Here is a 24,188-nt window from a genome sequence, read left to right on the forward strand (position 1 = left end):
CCTTGCCATTACATTGTTGCGTTGGTTGCGCCGCCGTCCAGCAGGATATTCTGCCCGACGATAAAGCCCGCGTGTTGGGAACACAGAAACGCGCATGTCGCGCCAAATTCCTGCCGCGTGCCGTAGCGGCCTGCTGGAATGGAAGCATAGCGCTGTTTCTGCGCCTCTTCATAGGACACACCAGCGGCGGCACTTGCACCTTTGTCCAATGACACCGCGCGGTCGGTCGCATGGATACCCGGTTGCAGGTTGTTGATCGTAACACCCTGCCCCGCCACTTGCCGTGCGGTTCCGGCAACATAGCCCGTCAGGCCCGCGCGCGCCGAATTGGACAAGCCAAGCACGGGGATCGGGGCCTTGACGGAAACCGAGGTGATATTGACCACGCGCCCCCACCCCTTGTCGATCATCCCCGGCAAAAGCGCCTTCATCAGCGCAATCGGGGCGAGCATATTGGCATCCAGCGCCTTGATGAAATCCTCACGGTCCCAATCCGTCCACATACCCGGAGGTGGTCCACCGGCGTTTGTCACCAGAATGTCGACACCTTTGGCGACATCCAAGACGGCCTTTTGCCCTTCGGGTGTTGTTACGTCGGCTGCAACCGTTTCGACCTGAACTCCGTAAGTTGTGCGAATGTCTGCAGCGGCGGCTTCCAGCGCCTCAGCGCCGCGCGCGTTCATGATCAAGTCCACGCCCGCTTCGGCCAAGGCCTCTGCACAGCCAAGGCCAAGCCCCTTTGAACTGGCACAAACTAAAGCCCGTTTTCCGCGTATTCCCAGATCCATGTCGCTCTCCCTTTCATTGATTTGTTTCGCTGTTTTACCGCGAGAAGGCCAGCAAATTGCCGAGGCCGATCCCTCATCTTGCCATAATTGGTCAGCAGAACCGTAGGAAAGCAAGACAAAAGGGACAGGGCATGTTCGACGCAGGACCACAGCAAAAACCTATCGCGCAGGAGCTTCCTGTTTATCGCGCCGACGATCTGCGGGTTGTGCATGGGGCAAATGAAGGTGATGCACTGTCATTTGCCACCGATCTGACCCTAGACGACAGCTATGCGCTGCGGCAAGCAGCGCGCCAGTCTTCTCTTGCGCTCACGCCTGACACAAACGGGCACTTCCGTATCGCGCCGACCTCATCTGTCGGAACCGCCTTTGCTGGGCTTTATCTGGATTGCTGTTTGACTTTGATGCGGACCTGCGGAGACACGGTGGAGGCACTGGTCTTTGTTGAGGTAAGCGATGCAGGCAGCGTTGCAGCGATCTATGTACATGGCTTCTCTGATTTCTCGCCAAAGGAAGAATACCGTCTGGTTGGCATCGACCGCGAGAACGCGCACCGCCGCCTTGCCCTGACCCATTGCATGTCATTCACACGTGGCACACATATCACGATGGCGGATGGCACCCAGCGGCCAATCGATACGCTGCGCGCAGGCGACATGGTGTTGACCCGCGACGCCGGTGCGCAGCCGATCCGCTGGATTGGCCGCTCGACCCAGCGCGCTTCGGGTCCGTTCGCGCCTGTCGTCATCGCAAAGGGCGTGTTGAACAACCTACGCCCGTTGATCCTGCATCCGAACCACCGCCTATTTGTCTACCAGCGCCAAGATCACATAGAGGCCGGTCGCGCCGAGGTTATGGTGACCGCGCGCCACCTTTTGAACGGGCAAGACGTTCACGTGCAAAACGGCGGCTTTGTGGATTATTTCCAATTGCTGCTGGACGATCACCAATTCGTCTATGCCGAGGGGATCGCCGCCGAAACCATGCAAGTGACCCAGCGCACAGAGCCAGTCCTTCCCAAGGGGCTTGTGGCGCGGTTCAGTCAAAGCCAGCCGGGGCTGACAACGGTGCCCGCAGCCCAATCTGATCGTGCTCTGTTGCAACGCCGCAATGCCGCTGCGGTCCTACGTCGGGCCGCGTCGGGCGAAGCGCATCTGCCATTGCGCCACTAAGGCGCGGGCGCTATATGCGCGCTCATGTCGAACACCGCATCAAACCGCCCAGAATTGCCGCCCGAAATCGCGCGTCGTCGCACCTTTGCGATCATCTCGCACCCAGACGCCGGTAAAACCACGCTGACTGAAAAGTTCCTGCTGTATGGTGGCGCTATTCAGATGGCGGGTCAGGTGCGCGCCAAAGGCGAAGCGCGCCGCACGCGGTCGGACTTTATGAAGATGGAACAGGACCGGGGCATTTCGGTCTCGGCCTCTGCAATGTCTTTTGATTTCAGCGGCTTCCGCTTCAATTTGGTCGACACTCCGGGCCACTCTGACTTCTCTGAAGACACCTATCGTACGCTAACTGCTGTCGATGCGGCCGTCATGGTGATTGATGGCGCGAAGGGTGTGGAAAGCCAGACGCAGAAGCTGTTTGAAGTCTGCCGCCTACGCGACCTGCCGATCCTGACCTTCTGTAATAAGATGGACCGCGAAAGCCGCGATACATTTGAGATCATCGACGAGATACAGGAAAACCTTGCAATTGACGTCACGCCCGCCTCTTGGCCTATCGGTGTAGGGCGCGATTTCATTGGCTGTTACGACCTTCTGCGTGACCGGCTGGAGTTGATGGACCGCGCCGACCGCAACAAGGTCGCGGAAAGCGTCGAGATCAACGGGCTGGATGATCCGAAACTGGCGGAACACGTCCCAGCTGAGCTGCTAGAGAAGTTCCTAGAAGAGGTGGAGATGGCGAAAGAGCTGCTGCCGCAGCTTGACCCGCAGTCTGTGCTTGAAGGACACATGACCCCGATCTGGTTTGGCTCTGCGATCAACTCCTTTGGCGTTCAGGAACTGATGCATGGCATCGCGAACTTCGGCCCAGAACCTCAGCCGCAGTCCGCATCACCGCGCGCGATTGCACCCGAAGAGAAGAAAGTCGCCGGATTTGTCTTTAAGGTTCAGGCGAATATGGACCCCAAGCACCGCGACCGGGTGGCCTTTGTGCGCATGGCCTCGGGCCACTTCAAACGCGGTATGAAACTGACCCATGTGCGCAGCAAAAAACCGATGGCGATTTCGAACCCTGTGTTGTTCCTCGCTTCTGACCGGGAACTGGCCGAAGAGGCCTGGGCGGGGGATATCATCGGTATTCCAAACCACGGTCAGTTGCGCATCGGCGATACGCTGACCGAAGGCGAAGCGATCCGCGTCACCGGCATCCCGTCCTTTGCGCCGGAACTGCTGCAAGGCGTGCGGGCGGGCGATCCGATGAAAGCCAAGCACCTTGAGAAAGCGCTGATGCAGTTTGCCGAAGAAGGCGCTGCGAAGGTGTTCAAGCCCTCCATCGGGTCGGGCTTTATCGTGGGCGTCGTCGGTGCTTTGCAGTTTGAGGTTCTCGCCAGCCGGATTGAGTTGGAATACGGCCTACCCGTGCGCTTTGAAGCCAGCCAGTTCACATCCGCCCGCTGGGTCAGTGGCGACAAGGCCGCTGTTGAAAAATTTGCCGAGGCCAACAAGCAGCACATCAGCCACGACCATGACGGTGACATCGTGTATCTGACACGTCTGCAATGGGACATTGATCGCGTCGCAAGGGACTACCCAGACGTGAAATTGACCGCTACAAAAGAGATGATGGTATAGGTGGCTCTTGCGGGCCACAGGCAATGAGGCCCGCGCGAAATATGGTGTTTAGATTATATTTTTCAATACTCTACACCCCAAAGCGGATGCTACGTATGAGCAGTCAACGACCTCATAGTCACCGCAATGAAGTCAGCGCGTCGCATTTTGAGGTGCTACTATGACGCCCCCACGATGGGGCGTCGTCAGCACGATCAAAGCCCCGACCGAAGACGTTCTGCAATTTGTGGCGTACCACCTTGATCTTGGCGCAGCAGAAATTGCGGTCTTTCTGGATGACAGCAACAAGCGCACGGCAAAAGCCTTGTCTGGTCATCCCAACGTCAAGGTGATCTCTACCGATCTGGATCATTGGAAAAGCACGATGGGCCGCAGACCGGTGAAACACCAGGTCCGGCAGGTGCGCAATGCGTCCTACTATTACCGGCGTGCCAAGCATTTAGATTGGCTGTGCCACATTGATGTGGACGAATTTCTGTGCCCGGAGCACTCGGTCGCCGACAGTCTGGCAGCCTGCCCAGATGACTTGCCGGTCTCGCGGGTACGACCGACAGAATCGCTCTGCATCGATGGGCTAACCGATATCGACCCATCAACAACCTATTGCAAAGCACGCTTGCCCGGAGGCCCTGAGGGGCGCGCGCTAGAGCAAAAGCTTTACCCACACTTCGGCGGCGTTCTGAAAAGCGGGTTTGTCAGCCACGTGGTGGGCAAGATCTTTGTTCGCACTGGTCTCAGCGATGTTAAGTTTGGGATCCATCGCGCCTTTGAAAACAAATCAGATGACCTGAATGATATGGTCAGTGCGGATATGGAACTTTGTCATCGCCACATCGAGAACTGGGAAAAATGGCTGCAGGTCATGGCGTTTCGACTAGAACGCGGGTCCTACCGGTCTGATCTGGAGCAAACGCTTGATCCCTTGTCCGGTCGCATCCAGCGCCACAAACTGTTCACATCTCTGACGGAAGACGGCACAGGTGACCTGCGCGCCTTTTTCGAAGAAGTTTGCCTTGCGACACCGCGCCTGCGCGCGGCGCTGCAGGAAACAGGCTATTTGCGCAAATATCGGCTTGATCTTGGAGCAAAACAGCAGCGCTACTTTCCTGATTTTGTTTAAATTTGTTTCCAATATGTAAACAACCGCGCCTATGACGCGATCAAGTCCGCGCCATCGTTGACGCATACCTCTGAATGCTTTAAGGGACAGCCAAGGATCACGACCGCGTTGTAACGCGGGGCCAAAAGGGCTCGATCCACCTAGATGTACGGGCGTGAATTTGTCCGTAAACCACGGATACGCATGACAAAGTTCTCCGACCTGAATCTGAACCCAAAAGTTCTGAAAGCTGTTGCCGAAGCGGGCTATGAAAGCCCAACCCCCATCCAAGCCGGTGCCATTCCCCCTGCCCTTGAAGGCAAAGACGTGCTGGGTATTGCGCAAACCGGAACCGGGAAAACGGCAAGTTTCACCCTTCCGATGATTTCTCTGCTGGCCCGAGGCCGCGCCCGCGCGCGCATGCCTCGCAGCCTTGTTCTGTGCCCAACCCGAGAGCTGGCTGCACAGGTGGCAGAAAACTTCGACGCATACACAAAGCACCTGAAACTGACGAAAGCGCTACTGATTGGCGGCGTCAGCTTTAAGGAGCAAGAGGCGATCATCGACAAAGGCGTCGATGTTCTGATCGCCACACCTGGCCGTCTGCTCGACCATTTCGAACGCGGCAAGCTGATCTTGTCTGACGTGAAAGTCATGGTTGTCGACGAAGCCGACCGGATGCTGGATATGGGCTTTATCCCCGATATCGAACGCATTTTCGGCCTGACGCCTTTTACACGCCAGACCCTCTTTTTCTCGGCCACCATGGCGCCAGAGATCGAGCGGATCACCAATACCTTCCTGTCGGCCCCGGTGCGCATTGAAGTCGCGCGTCAGGCAACCGCGTCTGAGAACATCGAACAGGGCGTTGTGATGTTCAAAGCCTCGCGCCGTGATCGCGAAGGCAGCGAAAAACGCAGTGTTCTTCGCGAGTTGATCAAACAAGAAGGCGACGCCTGCACAAACGCGATCATCTTTTGCAACCGCAAGTCCGATGTTGATATCTGTGCGAAGTCGATGAAGAAATACGGGCTGGATGCGGCCCCTATTCACGGTGATCTGGACCAGTCCCAACGGACGAAGACGCTGGACGCTTTCCGCTCTGGAGAGCTGCGTTTCCTTGTGGCCTCCGATGTGGCTGCACGCGGTCTTGATATTCCTGATGTGACCCATGTGTTTAACTTTGACGTGCCAAGCCACGCCGAAGATTACGTGCACCGGATTGGCCGGACCGGCCGTGCCGGCCGCAGCGGTAAGACCGTCATGATCTGTGTGCCGCGCGACGAAAAGAATTTCGAGGCCATCGAAAAGCTTCTCCAGAAAGATATCCCGCGCATCGAAGTGCCGGGGCAACTGAAAGAGAAAAAACCCGCAGCGCGCGCGAAAGCAGACGACAAGCCCAAGCAAGAACCACGCAAACAAGAGGCGCGCAACGACGAGGTCCAACAGGATACTCCCAAACCTGCGCGCAACACGAACCGCAAATCCTCTCGTGGACGTGGCGGTCGTGACAGTGGTTCAAATGTTGTTGGCATGGGCGATCACCTGCCAAGCTTTATTGCTCTAAGTTTCGACGAACGCCGCGCAAGTTAATTGCGCGGTTTTCCGCATTTATCGCTGGCTGTCATAGAACCGTTACTTGTTATGGTATAACATACCCTCAAGACAAACGGAGAGACCTATGCGCCTTGCATCCTTGATCGCCCTGACTGCCTTTTTGATGGCCCCGCCTGCCTTTGCCGAAGACGATGATCACGTCGCCAAGATCGGCGAGGTTCGCTTGCTTCATGGATGGGCGCGCGCACCAGAAGAAGGCAGCAATTCCGTTCAAGTCTTCTTCGAGATTGAGCACAATGGCGCAACCCCCGCGACATTGGTGAGCGTAGAATCCGAAATCTCTCAGTCCGCCAATGTCATGGCCGCCTCTACTAAAGCGGGTGGTACTGCGGTGGACCTCGGCGCTTTTCCACTGACGCCGGGCGAAGATTTTGACCTTGGGCCGGAAACGGTGTTCATTCGGCTAAACGGCGTCTCTGCGCACCTGCATGAAGGTGACGAAATAGAGGTGACCGTTTTGATTGAACCCTTTGGAGAGGTTGACCTGCATGTTGAAATTTTGGACCACGACGCAAACAACCACGCGCACGCTGGCCATAATCACTAGCCTGACCTTAGGCTGGATTGCACCCCAGGCCGCTTTGGGTTCATCGCCTGAAGTGGCCTGGAACCAATTTGCCCAAGCGATGTCGGTGGAACAGTCCGATTTCACCTGGAAGAAAGATTACCCACCGTCCTTGCAAGATGGCATGACGGTGAAGGTCACGGGCTATGTCGTACCCGTCGAAGCGCAGCCCTTTTTCATGTCATTCTTGCTGGTGGATGACCCGCAGAACTGCCCGTTTTGTGGCAGCGGCGAAGGCTATGGGCCGGTCTTAGAAGTACAGCTGAAACGCCCTATTGCCGAGACACCGGAGTTCGCGCAGGTGACTGTTGAAGGCACCCTGCGCTTTGTTGAGGATGAATATTCATCCCAGCTATTTCGCTTGGTTGACGCGCAGGTGATGGACTGACGTAGACCGGGCTTCAGCCCGGCTATCTTGTCATTCAGTTTGCCGGGCTGAAGCCCGGCCTACCCCTAACTCAACCGGCTGATAATCACCGTGCATTCCGGTTTCTTGCCGATCTCATCCCGCGCGGAATTGCGCGCGACGCGACGCAGCCCTTCTTCCAGCTTATCGTCATCCGCCAGCGTTTTCTGACCTGCGCGGCCCATGAACTGCGAAAGGTCTTCTTCCAGCACGTCGACCAGCGGCGCAAAGCTGCTGCCTTGTTCTGGCAGCCCCATTAGATCGACCCATGGATCACCAAGTGGTTCGTCATCTTCATCCAAAATGACATTCACAATCACATGGCCGTTCAGCGCCATGCGAATACGGTCGCGGACAACGCCATCGAGCGCGCCGATCTTGACCGAGCCATCCAGATAAGTGCGGCCCGTTTCAACAAACTCGGTCACCTTTGGGGCATTGCCGGACAGATCCAGCATGGTCCCATTCACGGCAACCACGCTTTGGCGGCCTTTGCTTTCAGCCAGCTTGGCGTGTTCGCGCAAATGGCGGTGTTCGCCATGCATCGGGATCACCATCTGAGGGTTCACGATGTCATGCATGCGCTCAAGATCAGGCCGGTTGGCGTGACCAGACACATGATACAGGCCGGAACTGTCATCCACCACATCAACGCCCATTTCAGAGAATTGGTTGATAATGCGGATCACACCTTTTTCATTGCCCGGAATGGTTTTGGAACTGAAAAGGAACATATCGCCCTCTTTCAGCGTGATGCCATTGTGTTTGCCGCGCGCCAGCTGCGCAGAAGCGGCGCGACGTTCGCCTTGTGAGCCGGTCGCCAGCAACATCAGGTTTTCGCGCGGGATATTATTGGCGTCTTCAGGGCTGATCACCTTTGGGAAGTCCTTCAGAACTCCGGTTTCAATCGCCGCCTCGACCATGCGCCGCATTGCACGTCCCATCAGACAGATCGAGCGACCTGCCCGTTCTCCCGCTTCTGCCAAGGTTTTCACACGTGCGACGTTGGACGCAAAGGTTGTCGCGACCACCATCTGAGGCGCTGCAGCGACCAGTTTTTCAATCTCTGGACCCACCGTGGCCTCGGACCGGCCCGCATGGGGCGAAAACACGTTGGTTGAGTCACAGACCAGCGCCTTCACGCCTTTTTTGGCAACAGAGGCCCACAGGTCTGGGTCAAAGGCTTCGCCGACAATCGGCGTCTCATCCAGTTTGAAATCCCCGGTGTGAATGACACGCCCGTCGGGGCTGTCGATCACCAAGGCCGCGCTTTCGGGGATGGAATGGGAAATCGGCAGAAAGCCGACATTAAAGGGGCCTGCGGCGGTCACTTCAGGCCAGGCTGAAACGGTGCGGATTGCTTCATCCGGCTGGCCTTGGTCGCGCATTTTGTGGCGCGCGAGGTTGGCCGTAAAGGCGCGCGCATAAACCGGCGCCCCCAGCTTTTCCCAAAACTGGCCAATCGCGCCAATGTGGTCTTCGTGGCCATGGGTGATGAAAATCGCTTCAAGCCGGTCTTTGTTATCGATCAACCAGGTCATATCCGGGAAAATCAGATCGACGCCCGGCGTGGTCTCCATATCGGAAAATGTTACGCCCAGATCGACAAGGATCAGGCGTTCTTTGCCTTGTGGCCCGTAGCCATAGACATAGGCGTTCATGCCAATTTCACCCGCCCCGCCAAGGGGTAGGTAGATCAAACGGTCACTGCTCATATGTGTCAGTTGTCCTTATTATATTGATGGATCACGGTCAGCCCGTGCATCGTTAGGTCATCTTCAAACGCGTCAAACAACGCGTAGCTCTGTTGGAACAACGGGGCGAGCCCCCCCGTAGAAATCACTTTCATCGGCCGATCACGTTCGGCCTTGATACGGTCGCAAATCTCTCTGACGAGACCGACATAACCCCAGAACACCCCGGATTGCATACACTCAACGGTGTTGGTGCCAATCACGTTCTGCGGCTTGGCAATATCGATATGCGGCAAGGCGGCGGCGGCTTGGTGCAGGGCCTCTAGGCTGAGGTTCACACCCGGCGCAATCACCCCCCCAATATACGCCCCATCCGCAGCCACAACGTCAAAAGTGGTCGCTGTGCCAAAATCAACAAGGATCAGATCGCCGCCATGACGATCAAACCCCGCCACAGTGTTGACCAAACGATCCGGGCCAACCTGCGTTCCCGCATCGACACGCACGTCGACCGGCAAGAGGCATTCGGGTTTGCCAACGACCAAGGGCCGGCAGCCAAAAAACCGATCCGCAAAAACCCGCAGGTTGAACACAACGCGCGGCACAGTAGAGGAGATAATCACATCGGTGATATCAAGCTTGATCCCGTAGTGGTTCACAAGGGTCGAAAACCACGTGAAATAGGCATCTGCCGTCCGCGCGTGATGGGTTGAAGTGCGCAGGGTACAAAGAAAGGTTTCTCCGTCCCAGATGGAAAACACGGTATTGGTGTTGCCGCAGTCAATCGCCAGAAGCATAGGCACCCGCCTTAGAAAAAGATATCTGCTGCCGGGATAGACACGGCACCTTGGGCAGTCTTCAACACCAGATTGCCGGATTTGTCCACAGAGTCAAAGGTCCCCACGTATTCCTCGCGCATGGTGCGGGCGGTGATCACCTCGCCAATGCGGGCGGCGCGGGCCATCCATGCGGTGCGGATCGGCTCAAACCCATAGGTCACAAATTGATGCTCCCAATGGGCATAGGCCGGTGCCAGCACATCAAGGAAGGTCTCTGGATCGACCTGCGCGCCGCATTCGGAAATCAAAGAAACGGGCCGCGTGGCGGTCGCTTCAAGTTGGGCAGCGTCGGGCGCCTGGGCGAGGTTCACGCCAATCCCGATGGCGATATGGCTGGGTCTGCCGCCCGCAAAGCCTGCGCTTTCCAGAAGAATACCCGCGACCTTGCCGCCATTCAGCAGGACATCGTTGGGCCATTTCAGCGAAAACGCCTCTGGTCGCGCGGTCACCGCCACGAAAGCATCAAACAACGCAAGCGAGGCCACAAAACTGCGCAGTGCAATCACATCTGGCGCTTCATTGGGTTGCAGCACCAAAGTCGCGGCAAAGTTCCCCTCTTGCGAGCGCCAATCCCGGCCCCGCCTGCCCCGCCCAGCGGTCTGGCGCAGGCCCAAGATCCACTCTGGCCCGGCCAAAGTCGGCGCGATCCGCGCAGCTTCCGCGTTGGTGCTGTCGACCTCTGCCAGAACCCGGCGTCCATATCCTGTGGGCCAGTCAGTCATAGCGCACCCCTGTTTCACCTTTGCAAAAATACTCTCGCCGAAGGCATCTTAACAAAAAGACGCGCCAGAAAGGCGCGCCATTTTCATCTTTCTGAAAAGCTTAGTTCAACAGAGCCGCAGCGGCGGTCTCGGCAATCGCCTCAACCCCCAAGAGGTTCAACCCCGGAAGCCACGCCAGACCGATGATCGCGGCAGAGGCCATCAGCATCCCATAGAGAACCGGGTTGCGGTCTTTGTCGAGCGTTTCGCCTTCGTCTCCGAAATACATGTAGAAAACGATCCGCAGGTAATAGAAGGCCCCGATCACAGACGCGATCACACCGGCAATTGCCAGCCACGCCAGTCCGGCATCATAGGCCGCGCGCAGCACATAGAATTTGCCAAAGAAACCCACCAGCGGCGGCACTCCTGCCAGAGAGAACATCAGGATCAGCACCGCCAATGCTTTGCCCGGTTCGCGCTTGGAATACATGTGCAGCGTATCAATCGTGGTGACCGGCTGGCCATCGCGCGACATCGACAGGATGAAAGCAAAGGTGCCAACGTTCATTGTCACATAGATCGCCATATAGATCAGCATCGCCTGCACGCCAAAGGCCGTGCCCGCCGCTAGGCCCATCAACGCGTAGCCCATATGCGCAATAGACGAATAAGCCATCAGGCGTTTGATGTCGGTTTGGCCAATCGCAGCGACCGCGCCAAGGAACATCGACAGCAGCGACAGCGCTGCGATGATTTGCTGCCAGTCGCCGACAACACCACCAAAGGCGTCATGCACAACCCGCGCGAAAAGCGCCATGGCGGCCATTTTTGGTGCGGTTGCAAAGAACGCTGTGATCGGCGTTGGCGCGCCTTCGTAAACGTCTGGCGTCCACATGTGGAACGGCACGGCGGACACCTTGAAGGCAAGGCCCGACACGATGAATGTTAAACCAAAGAGCAGACCAAGCGAGGTGTGCCCCTCGCCTGCCGCTTGGATAATACCTGCGAAGTTCGTGGTGCCCGCAAAGCCGTAGACCAGCGAGGACCCGTAAAGCAGCAAACCGGAGGACAGCGCACCAAGTACAAAATACTTCATACCTGCTTCGGTGGATTTCACTGAATCCCGACGCAGGGAGGCGATGACGTAAAGCGACAGCGATTGCAGCTCTAGGCCCATATAAAGCGCCATCAGATCGCCCGCAGAGACCATCATCATCATGCCGACAACCGCCAGCACCACCAGCACAGGGTATTCAAACCGCAGCAGCCCGCGGCGTTGCATATACTCTTGGCTCATAATCAGGACTGCAGCGGCAGAGATCAGGATCACGACCTTCGCGAAACGTGCAAACCCGTCGTCTTGGAACATGCCATTGAACGCGAGGTTGGTACCTTCGCCATTCATTCCAATCCAGACGCCCACGGCGGCCAGCACGGCTGCGGTCACCCAGGTGAGCAAAGGCGCAAGCCCGTCTTTCCCGGTATAGACCGCGCCGATCAGCGCCAGCATCGCATACACAGCCAGGAAGATTTCCGGCAGGATGATATTCAGATCAGCAGAGATCATCGTGGCACGCTCCCTCAGTGTGTCGCGGCAACTTGGTTCGCAGCAGGTGCATGCGCCAAGGCGGTTTCGTAGTTATGGATCAGCGCTTCGACCGACGGGCCGATGATGTCGGTGACAAGCGCCGGGTAAACACCAAGGATCAGTGTCATGGCGACCAGTGGCGCGAAAATCCACTTTTCGCGTTGGGTCATATCTTTGATGGTCTTCAGGCTTTCTTTGATCAGCTCGCCCATGACAACACGGCGATAGAGCCACAGCGCATAGGCCGCAGACAGGATCACGCCGGATGTGGCAATCGCCGCCACCCATGTGTTGGCCTTAAAGGCGCCCATCAGGGTCAGGAATTCGCCGACAAAGCCAGAGGTGCCCGGCAGGCCGACATTGGCCATGGTGAAGAACATGAAAATCAGCGCATAGGCCGGCATGCGGTTCACAAGGCCGCCGTAAGCGTCGATCTCGCGGGTGTGCATGCGGTCATAGATCACGCCCACACAGAGGAAGAGCGCGCCAGAGATGAAGCCGTGGCTCAGCATCTGGAAGATCGCGCCGTCAATGCCCTGCTGGTTGCCTGCAAAAATACCCATGGTCACATAGCCCATGTGGGCGACCGATGAATATGCGATCAGCTTTTTCATGTCTTCTTGCACCAGCGCGACGAGCGATGTGTAAACAATCGCAATGGCCGACATCCACAGAACCAGATCGGTCAGCACCTCTGCCCCCACCGGGAACATCGGCAGGCTGAAGCGCAGGAAACCATAGCCACCCATTTTCAGCAGGATCGCCGCCAGAACAACAGAACCCGCCGTTGGGGCCTGCACGTGCGCATCGGGCAACCATGTGTGCACCGGCCACATCGGCATTTTCACTGCAAAGCTCGCGAAGAAGGCGAGGAACAGCAGCGTTTGCAGGCCGCCCACCACGTGAACACCAAGGATGTTCAGGCTGTCAGAGGCAAAGCTGTGGTTCATCAACGTTGGAATGTCGGTTGTACCTGCATCGGCAAACATCGCGACCATCGCCACCAGCATCAGCACGGAGCCGAGGAAGGTGTAAAGGAAGAACTTGAAGCTCGCGTAGATGCGGTTCGCGCCGCCCCAGATGCCAATGATCAGGAACATCGGGATCAGGCCTGCTTCGAAGAACAGATAGAACAGCACCAGATCCAGCGCCATAAAGACGCCCAGCATCAGGGTTTCCAGCAACAGGAAGGCGATCATATATTCTTTGACGCGGACCTTGACGTCCCACGATGCCGCGATGGTCAGCGGCATCATAAAGGTTGTCAGCATCACGAAAAGAACAGAAATGCCGTCAACGCCCAGCTTGTATTTCAGACCGAGCAGCCAGTCGCGTTCTTCAACGAACTGCATGCCAGTGTCGTTTGGATCAAACTCCGCCAAGATAAACAGCGACACCAAGAAGGTGATCACGGTTGCAATCAGCGCCACCCATTTCGCGTTGCGCGCAGCGGTTTTGCTTTCCCCGCCCGGCAGGAACACCAGCAGGATGGCCGCTGCAATCGCGGGGATAAAAGTGACAATGGAAAGAAGGTTATCCATCAGTGCGCTCCTCCGCTGAGCGTCATCCATGTGATCAGAACCGCGATCCCGATCACCATCGCAAAGGCATAGGTGAAGATGTAACCAGACTGCGCGCGACCGGCCAGTTTGGTGAAGAAGGGCACGATGCCCATGGCCACGCCATTGAGGAAGCCGTCAATCGTGTTGCCATCACCGCGTTTCCACAGGAAGCGGCCAATCGCGCTGGCTGGGCGGACAAAGAGGAAATCGTAGATTTCGTCAAAGTACCATTTGTTCAGCAGGAACAGGTAAAGCGGACGCATATTGTCGGCGAGGCGTTTTGGCATCTCTGGGTTCCAGATGTAGAACCAAAGCGCGGTTACAAAGCCCAAAAGCATTGCGATGAATGGGCTGACTTTGACCCATTTTGGCACATCGTGCGCATCATGCAGCACGTGATTGTCCGGGTGCATAAAGATCGCGCCCTGTGGGGCTTCGCCATGTGCCAGACCGGTTGCGCCGTGATCATCCGCCGCTGTGTCAGCCGCGTGATCGTCGCCATGATCATCAGCGTGCTCATCGGCTGAGGCATGCGTGTCCGCCGCCGCGTGGTCGTCGCTTTCCTCATGGGAGGCTTCCACATGGTGATCACCGCCTTTGATGCCGAAGAACTTGTTCACGTCGTGGCCAAAGAAGCTTTCGTACCAGATCATCCCGGCAAAGACCGCACCCAACGAGAGGACGCCAAGCGGGATCAACATCACCTTCGGGCTTTCATGCGCGTGGTCATGGGTGTGTTTGTCACCGCGCGCTTTGCCGTAGAAGGTCAGGAAGATCAGGCGCCAGCTATAGAAGCTGGTGAACAGCGCTGCGATGACCAGCATCCAGAAGGCATAGCCACCGGCAGTGCCCGCATAGGCGCTTTCAATCACGGCGTCTTTGGACAGGAAGCCCGCGAAACCAATGTGTGTCAGCGGGATGCCAACGCCGGTGATGGCCAGCGTGCCCAGCATCATCGCCCAAAAGGTATACGGCAGCTTCTTACGCAGCCCGCCGTAGTTCCGCATGTCTTGCTCATGGTGCATGCCGTGAATGACCGAGCCCGCCCCCAAGAACAGCATCGCTTTAAAGAAGGCGTGTGTGAACAGGTGGAACATCGCGACGGAATAAACACCCACACCCGCCGCCACGAACATATAGCCAAGTTGCGAACAGGTTGAATAAGCGATCACGCGTTTGATGTCGTTTTGTACGAGGCCCACGGTTGCCGCAAAGAAAGCGGTGGTTGCCCCCAAGAAGGTGATAAAGGCGGTCGCCTCCGGCGCATATTCCATCAGCGGAGACATGCGGCACACGAGGAACACACCTGCGGTCACCATGGTCGCGGCGTGGATCAGCGCAGACACCGGCGTCGGGCCTTCCATCGCGTCGGGCAACCATGTGTGCAGGATCAACTGCGCCGATTTCCCCATCGCGCCGACAAACAGCAGGAAGGCCAACAGGTTCGCGGCGTTCCAGTCTGTCCAGAGGAAGCGGATTGTCGTTTCAGCCAGTTCCGGTGCGGAGGCAAAGATCACGTCAAAATCAATGCTGTCGGTCAACATAAAGAGACCAAAGATCCCCAGCGCAAAGCCGAAGTCGCCAACGCGGTTCACCACAAAGGCTTTGATCGCTGCCGCACCCGCGCTTTGCTTCTTCCAGTAGAAGCCAATCAACAGATAAGATGCGACGCCCACGCCTTCCCAGCCAAAGAACATTTGGACAAGGTTGTCGGCTGTCACCAGCATCAGCATGGCGAAGGTAAAGAAGCTGAGGTAGGCGAAGAAACGCGCTTTATAGTGCTGATCTTTGCCAAAATTCTCGTCATGCGCCATGTAGCCGAAGCTATAGAGGTGCACGAGAGCGGAAACCGTGGTGACCACGATCAGCATCACAGAGGTCAGGCGGTCCAGACGGATCGACCAGCTGGTATCCAGCGTGCCGGATTGGATGAAATCCAGAATGTGGATGTGCTGGGTTTCTGCGCCATGTGTCAGGAACACGACCCAAGACAGCAGCGCGGCCAGCATCAACAGGCCCGTGGTCACATATTGCGCGGCGGTTTCGCCAATATAACGCCAGCCGAACCCGGCGATAATCGCCCCGACAAGAGGCGCAAAGAGGATGATCGTTTCCATGCTCAATTAGCCTTTCATCACGTTGACGTCTTCAACCGCGATGGTGCCACGGTTGCGGAAGAAGCTGACAAGGATCGCAAGGCCAATGGCGGCCTCGGCGGCGGCCACGGTCAGAACGAAGAGTGTGAACACCTGCCCCACCAAATCCCCAAGGAAGCTGGAGAAGGCCACAAGGTTGATATTCACCGCCAGCAGCATCAGTTCGATCGACATCAAAAGGATGATGACGTTCTTCCGGTTCAGGAAGAGCCCGAAAATGCCGATGACGAAAAGCGTCGCCGCCACCGTCAGGTAATGTTCAAGTCCGATCATTAGTGTGTCCCTCGGTCTTTCTTCTTCCGTGAGGCCCTTACAGGCCCTGCCCCGGTTTAATGTCTTTCAGTTCCATCGCATCCGCTGGATCACGCCACATCTGCTCCAGCACATTCTGGCGCTTGATGTCGCGGCGGTGGCGGATGGTCAGTACAATCGCACCGATCATCGCGACCAGCAGGATCAGCCCGGCAAGTTGGAACAGAAGGAAATATTGTTCATAGATCAGCAGACCCAGCGCGGCGGTGTTCTCTACCCCTTCGGGTGCCACCGCCTGACGCAGGTCAGCGGCTTGCTCGGCTTCTTCCCAAGCGCCGAAGGCAAGGCCAAACTGCATCAGCAGCACAATCCCGATCAGGATCGCGATGGGCATATATTGCGCCATGCCTGCCTTCAGTTCGGCAAAATCCACATCCAGCATCATCACGACAAACAGGAACAGCACCGCGACCGCACCGACGTAGACGATGACCAAAAGCATGGCGACAAATTCGGCACCCAGCAGCACAAACAAGCCTGCCGAGCTGAGGAAGGCCAAGATCAGCCAAAGCACCGAATGCACCGGGTTTTTGCTGATCACGGTCAACAGCCCCCCTGCGATCACGCAGAAGGCAAAGAGGTAAAATGCCAGCGCTGCAATTGTCATGTGTCTTCTTCCTCGCTTGCGTCCAAGACCTCTTGTGCAAGTTCCATCACTTTGGTCATGGCGGGGATGCCGGCAAACATTGACATCTGGCCAATGGTCTCGACGATTTCTTGTTTTGTTGCGCCCGCTTCCAGCAGGTGGCGCACGGTCATACGAATTTGCGCCTCGGCCTGACCGCCCAACACCGTCAACGCACCGAGCGTTAGCAGCAGGCGGGTTTTGGCATCCAGACCGTCTTTGTTCAAGGTGTTGCCAAAGAACATTTCCATCATGTCTTTGGGCATCGTTGGCCACAGGTTTTCAAACCCTTTGGGCGTGAATGATTCAAGCGCAGGGTTCATGGATTTCGCCATGTCCTGATACTGCTTGATCATCTGTTCGAATGGGTTTGAAGAGTCGGTCATCGGTAAGGTGCATCCAGTTCCAGATTACGCGCGATTTCGGCTTCCCAGCGCTCGCCGTTCTCAAGCAGTTTCGCCTTGTCATAGAACAGCTCTTCGCGGGTTTCGGTCGCGAATTCAAAGTTCGGCCCCTCGACAATTGCATCCACTGGGCAGGCTTCCTGGCAGAAGCCGCAGTAGATGCATTTGGTCATGTCGATGTCGTAACGCGTGGTGCGGCGGCTGCCATCTTCGCGCGGCTCGGCGTCAATGGTGATCGCCTGCGCCGGGCAGATCGCCTCGCAAAGCTTGCACGCGATGCAACGTTCTTCGCCATTCGGGTAACGCCGCAGCGCGTGTTCGCCGCGGAAACGTGGGGACAGTGGCCCCTTTTCATGCGGGTAGTTCAACGTCGCCTTGGGGGCAAAGAAGTATTTGAACCCCAGCTTGAAGCCTTTGACGAAATCCGCCAGCAGGAAATATTTGGCAGCGCGGGTATAGTCGATCTGGGTCATTGTTTTCTAGCTCCCTTTGGATCTCGACAAAGAGGATCAGGGTTGTTGGCTGCTATGAAGATTTCTTCAGCAGTTCGTTTTTCTGGATTGCCATTTCGGAAAACATGGGAAAATTCTGACAGAGTCTCTGAAAATTGGCAGTATTTAGCGTGTCTAACAAAAAATTTCGCTTCCTCGGGGAAGTCGTGTGCCTTTTCAAGTAAACAGTTCAATAGACTTTCTTGACGATCCAGCATGTCGGCGAAAACAGGAATCGGAGCATTTACTTTGTGAACGCTTTTAGCGGCGTTCGCTATACTCAGGGAAGCAAGACCAGTTACTGCCATGAGAGCTTTTGATTCACTGTTTGGGATCAATGTATGTTTTTTCTTAGCAATTTGATCCTGGTTCCAAAACCTAAGGATCATCGGATTGTCTTCAGCTCGGCTATACTTCTCGGAACCTTTAAATGTAGCTTCAACGGCCTTCAATTGCTCTGGGCAACTACCAAGAACAAATTGGCGCGGGCTCATATCAGCGTGCGCGCTGGAGAGAGAACACAACCAGAAAACTACTCCGGAAATTATGTGTGTAGCCAACCGCACCGATCAGCCTCCAATCGCCCAGCGTGCATAGGCACCGCCGAAAGCTTCGAATTTTGCGAGGAATGCCACCACAACCACCCAAACGAGCGAGAGCGGCAGGAAGACTTTCCAACCGATGCGCATCAGCTGGTCATAGCGGTAGCGTGGTGTGATTGCCTTCACCATCGCGAAGATGAAGAAGAAGAAGGCCATTTTACCAACCATCCACAAAACGCCATCTGGCAGACCCGGGATTGGGGAGAGCCAACCGCCGAAGAACAGCAGGCTTGTCAGCGCGCACATCAGGAAGATCGCGATATATTCACCGGCCATGAAGAGCAGGAAGGGTGTTGAGGAATATTCGACCTGATAGCCAGCGACCAATTCGGATTCCGCTTCTGGCAGGTCGAACGGCGGACGGTTTGTTTCCGCCAAAGCGCTGATAAAGAACAAGAAGACCATCGGGAAGTGCGGCAGCCAGTACCAGCTGAAGAAGCCGTAGTCGCCGTCTTGCGCTTTTACGATGTCGCCGAAGTTCATGGAGCCAGTGGTGATGATCACACCGATGATGATCAGGCCAATGGAAACCTCATAAGAGATCATCTGTGCCGCAGAGCGCAGAGAGCCAAGGAACGGGTATTTCGAGTTCGATGCCCAGCCCCCCATGATCACGCCGTAAACTTCCAGCGAAGAAACCGCAAAGACGTAAAGGATCGCCACGTTTATGTCTGACAGCACCCAGCCATCGTTGAATGGGATCACCGCCCAAGCGATCATCGCCAGAACAAAGGAGGTCAGCGGCGCAAGCAGGAAGACAGTTTTGTCCGCCCCTGCTGGTACCACGATCTCTTTCACGATGTATTTCAGCGCGTCGGCGACCGTCTGAAGCAAGCCCCACGCGCCAACCACGTTTGGTCCGCGCCGCATTTGCACAGCCGCCCAGATCTTGCGGTCCCCATAAACAAGGAACAAAAGCGAGATCATCACAAAGCCAACGACGGCCAGAACCTGGGCGACGATCAGGACGCCTAGTCCGAGGGGGGTGGTAAAGAAGTCAGCCATATGTCCTCACACCGTGGGTATTCTATTTTCAGCGCAGTCTGAAACCACAACTTCGGCGTCGATGGTTTTCAGACCACGGGGCAAGCTGGCCGAGACGGTGTAAACCGCGTCCCCAGTCCAGACGTCTGCCCGTGTTTCAATTGTCGTGCGCACGTGGCGCGCAAAGCCATAGCCGCGGATCAACGCATATTGCGCGGCGGCACAGGCGGCGTAGGCATGAACGTCTGCCCCGCTTCGCGCGCCCTGCATTTCCACGTGGAAATTCACCAGATCGCCATCCAGCAGATCGGTGCGCACGCCTTTGTAGATCGGCGCGAAAGTCAGATCGACATCCGATGCAGGCGCGTCTTGCATCACGCAGCCCGACAGGCTGGCGGCGGCCAGTGTCGTTGCGGTGATATGAAGAAGGCTTTGCATGTTCTGGTCTGACTTCCGAGTTATTCCGCTGCGATCTTTGCTTCGCCACGCGCCTTGGCGTTGGCAGAGAGTTCCGCCATCAAAGTGCTTGCGCGCGCGATGGGGTTGGTCAGGTAGAAATCTTTGATCGCTGTGCGGAAAGTCGCATCACCCAGCTTGTCCATTTCCAACGGTTGCCATTCGTTTTCAACAACTTGATCGACCTTCTTCAGGTGCGGCACCTCTTTGATCATCGCCGTGCGCAGCTGTGCCAAACTGTCAAAAGGCAACGCCTCGCCAAGTTCAGCCGACAGTGCCCGCAGGATCGCCCAGTTCTCCTTGGCTTCACCCGGCGCAAAATTCGCGCGCATCGCCAACTGAGGGCGGCCCTCTGTGTTCACAAAAAGACCGTTTTCTTCGGTGTAAGCCGCCGCAGGCAGGATCACGTCCGCGCGGTTTGCACCGCGATCACCGTGCGACCCTTGATAGATCACAAATGGACCTGCATCGATCTCGACCTCATCCGCGCCAAGGTTAAAGATCACCTCTGCACCGTCTGTGGCCGCCAGCAAACCGCCTTCGGTCACTGCACCCACGTCCATTGCGCCCACGCGGGACGCTGCGGTGTGCAGAACCATGAACTTGCTTTCCGTCATTTCCGCGAATTTCTGAGCATGCGCCAGAACCGCGAGACCGTCGGCTTCTTGCAATGCGCCTTGGCCGACAATCACAAGGGTTTCTTTGCCCAGGGCGTCTTTGGTGTTTGGCCCCAACAGGCCTTCCAGCGCTTTGCGGTCTTCGCCGATATGGAAATATTCGTAGGACAGGTCGAGCTTTTCGCCCACCACACCAATCTTTGCACCATTCAGCCACGCCTTGCGGATGCGGGCGTTCAGAACTGGGGCTTCGACTTCCGGATTTGTGCCAATCAACATGATGGCTTTGGCGCTGTCGATATCTTCGATTGCGGCGGTACCCACGTAACCAGAACGGTTGCCAATCGGCAGACGCGCATTGTCAGTACGGCATTCGACGTTGCCGCCCTGCCCTTCGACCAGCGCCTTAAGCGCATAGGCTGCCTCGGTCGAGACAAGATCGCCAACGAGGCCAGCAACCTTTTTGCCTTTCATGGCCTCGGCGGCTTTGGTTAGCGCCTCACTCCAAGAGGCCGGACGCAATTTGCCGTTTTCGCGCACATACGGGCGATCCAATCGCTGACGGCGCAGGCCATCCCAAACGAAACGGGTCTTGTCCGAAATCCACTCTTCATTCACGCCGTCATGGTTGCGCGGCAGAATGCGCATAACTTCGCGACCTTTTGTGTCGATCCGAATGTTTGACCCCAAGGCATCCATCACGTCGATGGATTCCGTCTTGGTCAATTCCCAAGGACGCGCGGTAAAGGCGTAGGGTTTCGACGTCAGCGCACCCACCGGGCAAAGATCAATGATGTTGCCCTGCAGGTTGCTGTCCAACGTCTGGTTCAGATAGCTGGTGATTTCAGCGTCTTCGCCACGACCGGTTTGTCCCATCTGGGTGATGCCTGCAATTTCGGTGGTGAACCGCACGCAGCGCGTGCAGGAAATACAGCGGGTCATGGTGGTGGCCACCAATGGCCCCAGATCCAGATCATCGACCGCGCGCTTGGCTTCTTTGAAACGTGTGCCCGCCATGCCATAGGCCATCGCCTGATCCTGCAAATCACATTCGCCACCTTGGTCGCAAATCGGGCAGTCCAGCGGGTGGTTGATCAGCATGAATTCCATCACGCCTTCGCGGGCCTTTTTGACCATGGGCGAGTTGGTTTTTACAACCGGCGGCTGGCCTTCCGGACCGGGGCGCAAATCACGCACCTGCATCGCGCAGGACGCAGCGGGTTTGGGCGGGCCGCCCACAACCTCGACAAGACACATCCGGCAGTTACCGGCAATAGACAGACGTTCGTGATAGCAGAAACGCGGCACTTCGATCCCGGCCTCTTCACAGGCCTGGATCAGCGTCATCGCGCCGTTCACTTCCACTTCGGTGTCGTCAATAATGATCTTGCGTAGGTCAGACATAGTTAGTTCGCCCTTAACAGCGCGCCGATCTGGCTCGATTTTGCGATTTCCGCACGGCCAAGCGCGCAGTAGGTTTCCGGGTCATCCAAGACAACCCCATTTGCTTCAAGATAGGCCTCTCCGCGACGGCGCAGCTTTGCCTTGTTGGCGGCGCTTTTGCGGAAGCTATCAATTTCGGTCTTCGTGTAGCCCAAAGATTTGGCTTCGGCATGAATATTGTTGATGCGGTTCAGCGCTTTGAACATCCGTGCCGAGATATTGGGGCAGGTTTTACGGATTTCATCGGCGATGCCAATCCACAAAAGCCCCTCGGTGATGCTGGTCACCTCTTCCAATGGCCGCTTGGCCTGCGCCACACTGGCGCTGGTCATCAAGGTGGTTGCCATCAGGCCTGCAATCAAAATCATGCGCATATCGTTTCTCCGCTCATGCCAAAGAAGGCGTCATCCTGACGCCCTGCCTGGCTCAGATCAAAGATCTGAGCGGCTGATATGCAATAACAGCCTTCCGTCACGCCCGAATTGGCGCGGAATTGCCGACCAGCGGCTGGGCCTCGCTTTGAACGTGCGCCCTGATATGCCAATGGCATGCTCACCACTTACACTGCCCTTCCAGCACCAAACGGTCGCCGTCAAAAAGTGGCTCTGCCTCTGGGCCATGGGCCCATGCAATCAAGGATGTGCCGTATTGCTCAATGCAATAGCGAGTGCCGCCATAGGCAGCAGCCTCGCGCGCGCCCTCAATCGAATTGGAGGCCGGTGCCGCCGTGCTGACAAACATGCTGCGATCATCGCGGCTGGCTTTGGTGGCCTTAATGCGGAACTTTTGCCCGTCAAAGCGGACGCCATCGTCCTTTTTCAGACGCGAGCAGGCAGAGGTGGCCACCGCTGCCGTAAGAAGAAGAATGATCGCGCCCCGCATCCGATTTACTCCGCCGCAATCGCGCTGACGCGACCGGTTTTCTTAGCTTTAATGCGGTCTTCGATCTCTTCGCGGAAATTGCGAATGAGACCCTGAATTGGCCAAGCTGCCGCGTCACCCAATGCACAGATGGTGTGGCCCTCGACCTGTTTGGTGACATCCCAAAGCATGTCGATCTCTTCCAGATCAGCCTCGCCTTTCACCAGACGATCCATCACGCGCATCATCCAGCCAGTGCCTTCGCGGCATGGCGTACACTGGCCGCAGCTTTCGTGTTTGTAGAACTTCGCCAAACGCCAGATCGCTTTGATGATGTCTGTCTGTTTGTCCATGACAATCACAGCCGCCGTACCGAGACCCGACCCAAGCTCATTGCGCAAGTAGTCAAAATCCATGACCGCGTCGCGCATGTTTTCACCGCGCACACAAGGAACAGAGGAGCCGCCCGGAATAACCGCCAGTAGGTTGTCCCAACCGCCGCGAATGCCGCCGCAGTGTTTCTCGATCAGTTCCTCAAAGGAAATCGACATGGCTTCTTCAACCACACATGGGTTGTTCACATGGCCTGAGATCGCAAAAAGCTTGGTACCTGCATTGTTTGCCCGGCCAAAGCCCGCAAACCATTCGGCCCCGCGCCGCAGGATCGTTGGCACAACCGCGATGGATTCCACGTTGTTCACAGTGGTCGGGCAGCCATATAGACCCGCGCCAGCCGGGAACGGCGGCTTCATGCGCGGCATGCCTTTTTTGCCCTCAAGGCTTTCGATCAGCGCAGTCTCTTCACCGCAAATATAAGCCCCGGCCCCGTGGTGTAGGAAGACGTCAAAGTCCCAGCCAGACCCGGCGGCGTTCCGGCCCAGAAGACCAGCATCATAGCATTCGTCGATAGCGGCCTGCAGCGCTTCACGTTCGCGGATATATTCGCCGCGCAGGTAGATGTAGCAGGTGTGAGCATTCATCGCGAAGGAGGCGATCAACGCGCCTTCGATCAGCGTATGCGGATCGTGGCGCATGATCTCGCGGTCTTTGCAGGTGCCCGGTTCGGATTCATCCGCGTTGATCACGAGGTATGCCGGACGCCCGTCGCTTTCCTTGGGCATAAAGGACCACTTCAAACCGGTCGGGAAGCCCGCGCCGCCACGACCACGCAGACCAGAGGCCTTCATATTGTCGATGATCCAATCGCGGCCTTTTTCGATGATGCCCGCCGTGCCATGCCAATGACCACGCTGTTTCGCGCCCGCAAGAGTGCGTTCGTGCATGCCGTATAGGTTGGTAAAGATACGGTCCTGATCCTTGAGCATCCCGTTTTACCCTTCTTCTTTTCCATCACCACTCTGGCGCGCGCGCCAAAGTTGATACCCGTTGACCAGCGCCCAAAACAGGGCCGCCAGTGCCGCAAAATCAAACAGCAAGGCATAGCGGCCTGGCAATCCGATCATTGGTGACACGATTTGAAGGGCCATCCAGACAATCAGCGTCCCGGCAATCACAAGGCTGACCATACGCCCCTTGCGCGCCAATTTCTGATCCTGTTCTGTCCCCGTCAC

Annotated in this window: 25 protein-coding genes; 6 read left to right on the forward strand and 19 right to left on the reverse strand. The window is 56.7% G+C overall.

Features of this window, described 5'->3' with window-relative positions:
• Positions 1–8: 8 nt before the first annotated feature.
• Entirely contained in the window at positions 9–788 is a 780-nt protein-coding gene (locus BUA39_RS15860; protein WP_072794207.1) for an SDR family oxidoreductase, read from the reverse strand.
• A 131-nt stretch (positions 789–919) separates the two neighbouring features.
• On the opposite strand from BUA39_RS15860, the gene BUA39_RS15865 reads away from it, so the two are divergent.
• The 6 genes from BUA39_RS15865 (at position 920) to BUA39_RS15890 (ending at position 7,261) form a co-directional block, all read left to right on the forward strand.
• Positions 920–1,960 (forward strand): Hint domain-containing protein, encoded by a 1,041-nt coding sequence (locus BUA39_RS15865; RefSeq protein WP_072794208.1) that lies wholly within the window; start codon positions 920–922, stop codon positions 1,958–1,960.
• A gap of 24 nt (positions 1,961–1,984) precedes the next feature.
• Positions 1,985–3,592, forward strand: a complete 1,608-nt coding sequence (locus BUA39_RS15870) for a peptide chain release factor 3 (RefSeq protein WP_072794209.1) — start codon at positions 1,985–1,987, stop codon at positions 3,590–3,592.
• A gap of 160 nt (positions 3,593–3,752) precedes the next feature.
• Positions 3,753–4,712 (forward strand): glycosyltransferase family 2 protein, encoded by a 960-nt coding sequence (locus BUA39_RS15875; protein ID WP_072794210.1) that lies wholly within the window; start codon positions 3,753–3,755, stop codon positions 4,710–4,712.
• A 183-nt stretch (positions 4,713–4,895) separates the two neighbouring features.
• Positions 4,896–6,284, forward strand: coding sequence for a DEAD/DEAH box helicase (locus tag BUA39_RS15880; protein ID WP_072794257.1), 1,389 nt, complete (start codon positions 4,896–4,898; stop codon positions 6,282–6,284).
• A gap of 88 nt (positions 6,285–6,372) precedes the next feature.
• Positions 6,373–6,855: a copper chaperone PCu(A)C gene (locus BUA39_RS15885; protein ID WP_072794211.1), complete on the forward strand. Its 483-nt coding sequence runs from the start codon at positions 6,373–6,375 to the stop codon at positions 6,853–6,855.
• An 85-nt stretch (positions 6,856–6,940) separates the two neighbouring features.
• On the forward strand, positions 6,941–7,261 hold the full coding sequence (locus BUA39_RS15890; protein WP_165610543.1) for a hypothetical protein: 321 nt from the start codon (positions 6,941–6,943) through the stop codon (positions 7,259–7,261).
• Between the two features lie 65 nt (positions 7,262–7,326).
• Here BUA39_RS15890 and BUA39_RS15895 read toward each other — a convergent pair whose 3' ends face one another.
• The 18 genes from BUA39_RS15895 to BUA39_RS15985 all read right to left on the reverse strand — a co-directional run bounded on the left by BUA39_RS15895 (position 7,327) and on the right by BUA39_RS15985 (position 24,188).
• The gene (locus BUA39_RS15895) at positions 7,327–8,994 is read right to left on the reverse strand and encodes a ribonuclease J (RefSeq protein ID WP_072794213.1); all 1,668 of its coding nucleotides are present in this window, start codon (positions 8,992–8,994) and stop codon (positions 7,327–7,329) included.
• 5 nt (positions 8,995–8,999) lie between these two features.
• Complete coding sequence (locus BUA39_RS15900) at positions 9,000–9,770, reverse strand: type III pantothenate kinase (protein WP_072794214.1); 771 nt, start codon at positions 9,768–9,770, stop codon at positions 9,000–9,002.
• 11 nt (positions 9,771–9,781) lie between these two features.
• Entirely contained in the window at positions 9,782–10,534 is a 753-nt protein-coding gene (locus tag BUA39_RS15905) for a biotin--[acetyl-CoA-carboxylase] ligase (protein WP_072794215.1), read from the reverse strand.
• A 100-nt stretch (positions 10,535–10,634) separates the two neighbouring features.
• The gene (gene nuoN, locus BUA39_RS15910; protein WP_072794216.1) at positions 10,635–12,083 is read right to left on the reverse strand and encodes an NADH-quinone oxidoreductase subunit NuoN; all 1,449 of its coding nucleotides are present in this window, start codon (positions 12,081–12,083) and stop codon (positions 10,635–10,637) included.
• Positions 12,084–12,097: 14 nt separating this feature from the next.
• Complete coding sequence (locus BUA39_RS15915) at positions 12,098–13,645, reverse strand: NADH-quinone oxidoreductase subunit M (RefSeq protein ID WP_072794217.1); 1,548 nt, start codon at positions 13,643–13,645, stop codon at positions 12,098–12,100.
• Positions 13,645–15,783 carry an NADH-quinone oxidoreductase subunit L gene (nuoL, locus tag BUA39_RS15920; protein ID WP_072794218.1) on the reverse strand — a complete coding sequence of 713 codons (2,139 nt, stop codon included), beginning with the start codon at positions 15,781–15,783 and terminating at the stop codon, positions 13,645–13,647. Before nuoL ends, BUA39_RS15915 begins: the two co-directional genes overlap by 1 nt.
• Before the next feature lie 6 nt (positions 15,784–15,789).
• Positions 15,790–16,095, reverse strand: a complete 306-nt coding sequence (nuoK, locus tag BUA39_RS15925) for an NADH-quinone oxidoreductase subunit NuoK (RefSeq protein WP_072794219.1) — start codon at positions 16,093–16,095, stop codon at positions 15,790–15,792.
• Positions 16,096–16,132: 37 nt separating this feature from the next.
• On the reverse strand, positions 16,133–16,741 hold the full coding sequence (locus BUA39_RS15930; protein ID WP_072794220.1) for an NADH-quinone oxidoreductase subunit J: 609 nt from the start codon (positions 16,739–16,741) through the stop codon (positions 16,133–16,135).
• The gene (locus tag BUA39_RS15935) at positions 16,738–17,145 is read right to left on the reverse strand and encodes a carboxymuconolactone decarboxylase family protein (protein ID WP_072794221.1); all 408 of its coding nucleotides are present in this window, start codon (positions 17,143–17,145) and stop codon (positions 16,738–16,740) included. The genes BUA39_RS15930 and BUA39_RS15935 overlap by 4 nt, the downstream gene beginning before the upstream one ends.
• On the reverse strand, positions 17,142–17,636 hold the full coding sequence (gene nuoI / locus BUA39_RS15940) for an NADH-quinone oxidoreductase subunit NuoI (RefSeq protein ID WP_072794222.1): 495 nt from the start codon (positions 17,634–17,636) through the stop codon (positions 17,142–17,144). Before nuoI ends, BUA39_RS15935 begins: the two co-directional genes overlap by 4 nt.
• Positions 17,633–18,148, reverse strand: coding sequence for a hypothetical protein (locus tag BUA39_RS15945; RefSeq protein ID WP_131814612.1), 516 nt, complete (start codon positions 18,146–18,148; stop codon positions 17,633–17,635). Before BUA39_RS15945 ends, nuoI begins: the two co-directional genes overlap by 4 nt.
• Before the next feature lie 75 nt (positions 18,149–18,223).
• On the reverse strand, positions 18,224–19,261 hold the full coding sequence (nuoH, locus tag BUA39_RS15950) for an NADH-quinone oxidoreductase subunit NuoH (RefSeq protein WP_072794224.1): 1,038 nt from the start codon (positions 19,259–19,261) through the stop codon (positions 18,224–18,226).
• 6 nt (positions 19,262–19,267) lie between these two features.
• On the reverse strand, positions 19,268–19,678 hold the full coding sequence (locus tag BUA39_RS15955; RefSeq protein WP_072794225.1) for a hypothetical protein: 411 nt from the start codon (positions 19,676–19,678) through the stop codon (positions 19,268–19,270).
• 20 nt (positions 19,679–19,698) lie between these two features.
• Positions 19,699–21,717: an NADH-quinone oxidoreductase subunit NuoG gene (nuoG, locus tag BUA39_RS15960; RefSeq protein WP_072794226.1), complete on the reverse strand. Its 2,019-nt coding sequence runs from the start codon at positions 21,715–21,717 to the stop codon at positions 19,699–19,701.
• Positions 21,718–21,719: 2 nt separating this feature from the next.
• A complete protein-coding gene (locus BUA39_RS15965) occupies positions 21,720–22,130 on the reverse strand; it encodes a DUF5333 domain-containing protein (protein WP_072794227.1) in 411 nt (136 codons plus the stop codon).
• A gap of 178 nt (positions 22,131–22,308) precedes the next feature.
• Positions 22,309–22,638: a hypothetical protein gene (locus BUA39_RS15975; protein ID WP_072794229.1), complete on the reverse strand. Its 330-nt coding sequence runs from the start codon at positions 22,636–22,638 to the stop codon at positions 22,309–22,311.
• Between the two features lie 5 nt (positions 22,639–22,643).
• Entirely contained in the window at positions 22,644–23,942 is a 1,299-nt protein-coding gene (gene nuoF / locus BUA39_RS15980; protein ID WP_072794230.1) for an NADH-quinone oxidoreductase subunit NuoF, read from the reverse strand.
• Between the two features lie 6 nt (positions 23,943–23,948).
• Positions 23,949–24,188, reverse strand: a complete 240-nt coding sequence (locus BUA39_RS15985) for a DUF5337 domain-containing protein (protein ID WP_165610544.1) — start codon at positions 24,186–24,188, stop codon at positions 23,949–23,951.

The organism is Cognatishimia maritima (genome assembly GCF_900129685.1).
In the GTDB taxonomy this organism is placed as follows: domain Bacteria; phylum Pseudomonadota; class Alphaproteobacteria; order Rhodobacterales; family Rhodobacteraceae; genus Cognatishimia; species Cognatishimia maritima.

Excerpts from the sequence above, each read along its gene's own strand:
- BUA39_RS15935 (WP_072794221.1), bottom strand. The coding sequence starts at position 17,145 with ATGACCGACTCTTCAAACCCATTCGAACAGATGATCAAGCAGTATCAG.
- nuoK (WP_072794219.1), bottom strand. The coding sequence starts at position 16,095 with ATGATCGGACTTGAACATTACCTGACGGTGGCGGCGACGCTTTTCGTC.
- BUA39_RS15870 (WP_072794209.1), top strand. The coding sequence starts at position 1,985 with ATGTCGAACACCGCATCAAACCGCCCAGAATTGCCGCCCGAAATCGCG.
- BUA39_RS15875 (WP_072794210.1), top strand. The coding sequence starts at position 3,753 with ATGACGCCCCCACGATGGGGCGTCGTCAGCACGATCAAAGCCCCGACC.
- BUA39_RS15930 (WP_072794220.1), bottom strand. The coding sequence starts at position 16,741 with ATGACAATTGCAGCGCTGGCATTTTACCTCTTTGCCTTCTGCGTGATC.
- nuoF (WP_072794230.1), bottom strand. The coding sequence starts at position 23,942 with ATGCTCAAGGATCAGGACCGTATCTTTACCAACCTATACGGCATGCAC.
- BUA39_RS15860 (WP_072794207.1), bottom strand. The coding sequence starts at position 788 with ATGGATCTGGGAATACGCGGAAAACGGGCTTTAGTTTGTGCCAGTTCA.
- nuoG (WP_072794226.1), bottom strand. The coding sequence starts at position 21,717 with ATGTCTGACCTACGCAAGATCATTATTGACGACACCGAAGTGGAAGTG.
- BUA39_RS15945 (WP_131814612.1), bottom strand. The coding sequence starts at position 18,148 with ATGAGCCCGCGCCAATTTGTTCTTGGTAGTTGCCCAGAGCAATTGAAG.
- nuoL (WP_072794218.1), bottom strand. The coding sequence starts at position 15,783 with ATGGAAACGATCATCCTCTTTGCGCCTCTTGTCGGGGCGATTATCGCC.
- BUA39_RS15865 (WP_072794208.1), top strand. The coding sequence starts at position 920 with ATGTTCGACGCAGGACCACAGCAAAAACCTATCGCGCAGGAGCTTCCT.
- BUA39_RS15905 (WP_072794215.1), bottom strand. The coding sequence starts at position 10,534 with ATGACTGACTGGCCCACAGGATATGGACGCCGGGTTCTGGCAGAGGTC.
- BUA39_RS15895 (WP_072794213.1), bottom strand. The coding sequence starts at position 8,994 with ATGAGCAGTGACCGTTTGATCTACCTACCCCTTGGCGGGGCGGGTGAA.
- nuoH (WP_072794224.1), bottom strand. The coding sequence starts at position 19,261 with ATGGCTGACTTCTTTACCACCCCCCTCGGACTAGGCGTCCTGATCGTC.
- BUA39_RS15885 (WP_072794211.1), top strand. The coding sequence starts at position 6,373 with ATGCGCCTTGCATCCTTGATCGCCCTGACTGCCTTTTTGATGGCCCCG.
- BUA39_RS15975 (WP_072794229.1), bottom strand. The coding sequence starts at position 22,638 with ATGCGGGGCGCGATCATTCTTCTTCTTACGGCAGCGGTGGCCACCTCT.
- BUA39_RS15880 (WP_072794257.1), top strand. The coding sequence starts at position 4,896 with ATGACAAAGTTCTCCGACCTGAATCTGAACCCAAAAGTTCTGAAAGCT.
- nuoN (WP_072794216.1), bottom strand. The coding sequence starts at position 12,083 with ATGATCTCTGCTGATCTGAATATCATCCTGCCGGAAATCTTCCTGGCT.
- BUA39_RS15900 (WP_072794214.1), bottom strand. The coding sequence starts at position 9,770 with ATGCTTCTGGCGATTGACTGCGGCAACACCAATACCGTGTTTTCCATC.
- BUA39_RS15955 (WP_072794225.1), bottom strand. The coding sequence starts at position 19,678 with ATGCAAAGCCTTCTTCATATCACCGCAACGACACTGGCCGCCGCCAGC.
- BUA39_RS15965 (WP_072794227.1), bottom strand. The coding sequence starts at position 22,130 with ATGCGCATGATTTTGATTGCAGGCCTGATGGCAACCACCTTGATGACC.
- nuoI (WP_072794222.1), bottom strand. The coding sequence starts at position 17,636 with ATGACCCAGATCGACTATACCCGCGCTGCCAAATATTTCCTGCTGGCG.
- BUA39_RS15915 (WP_072794217.1), bottom strand. The coding sequence starts at position 13,645 with ATGGATAACCTTCTTTCCATTGTCACTTTTATCCCCGCGATTGCAGCG.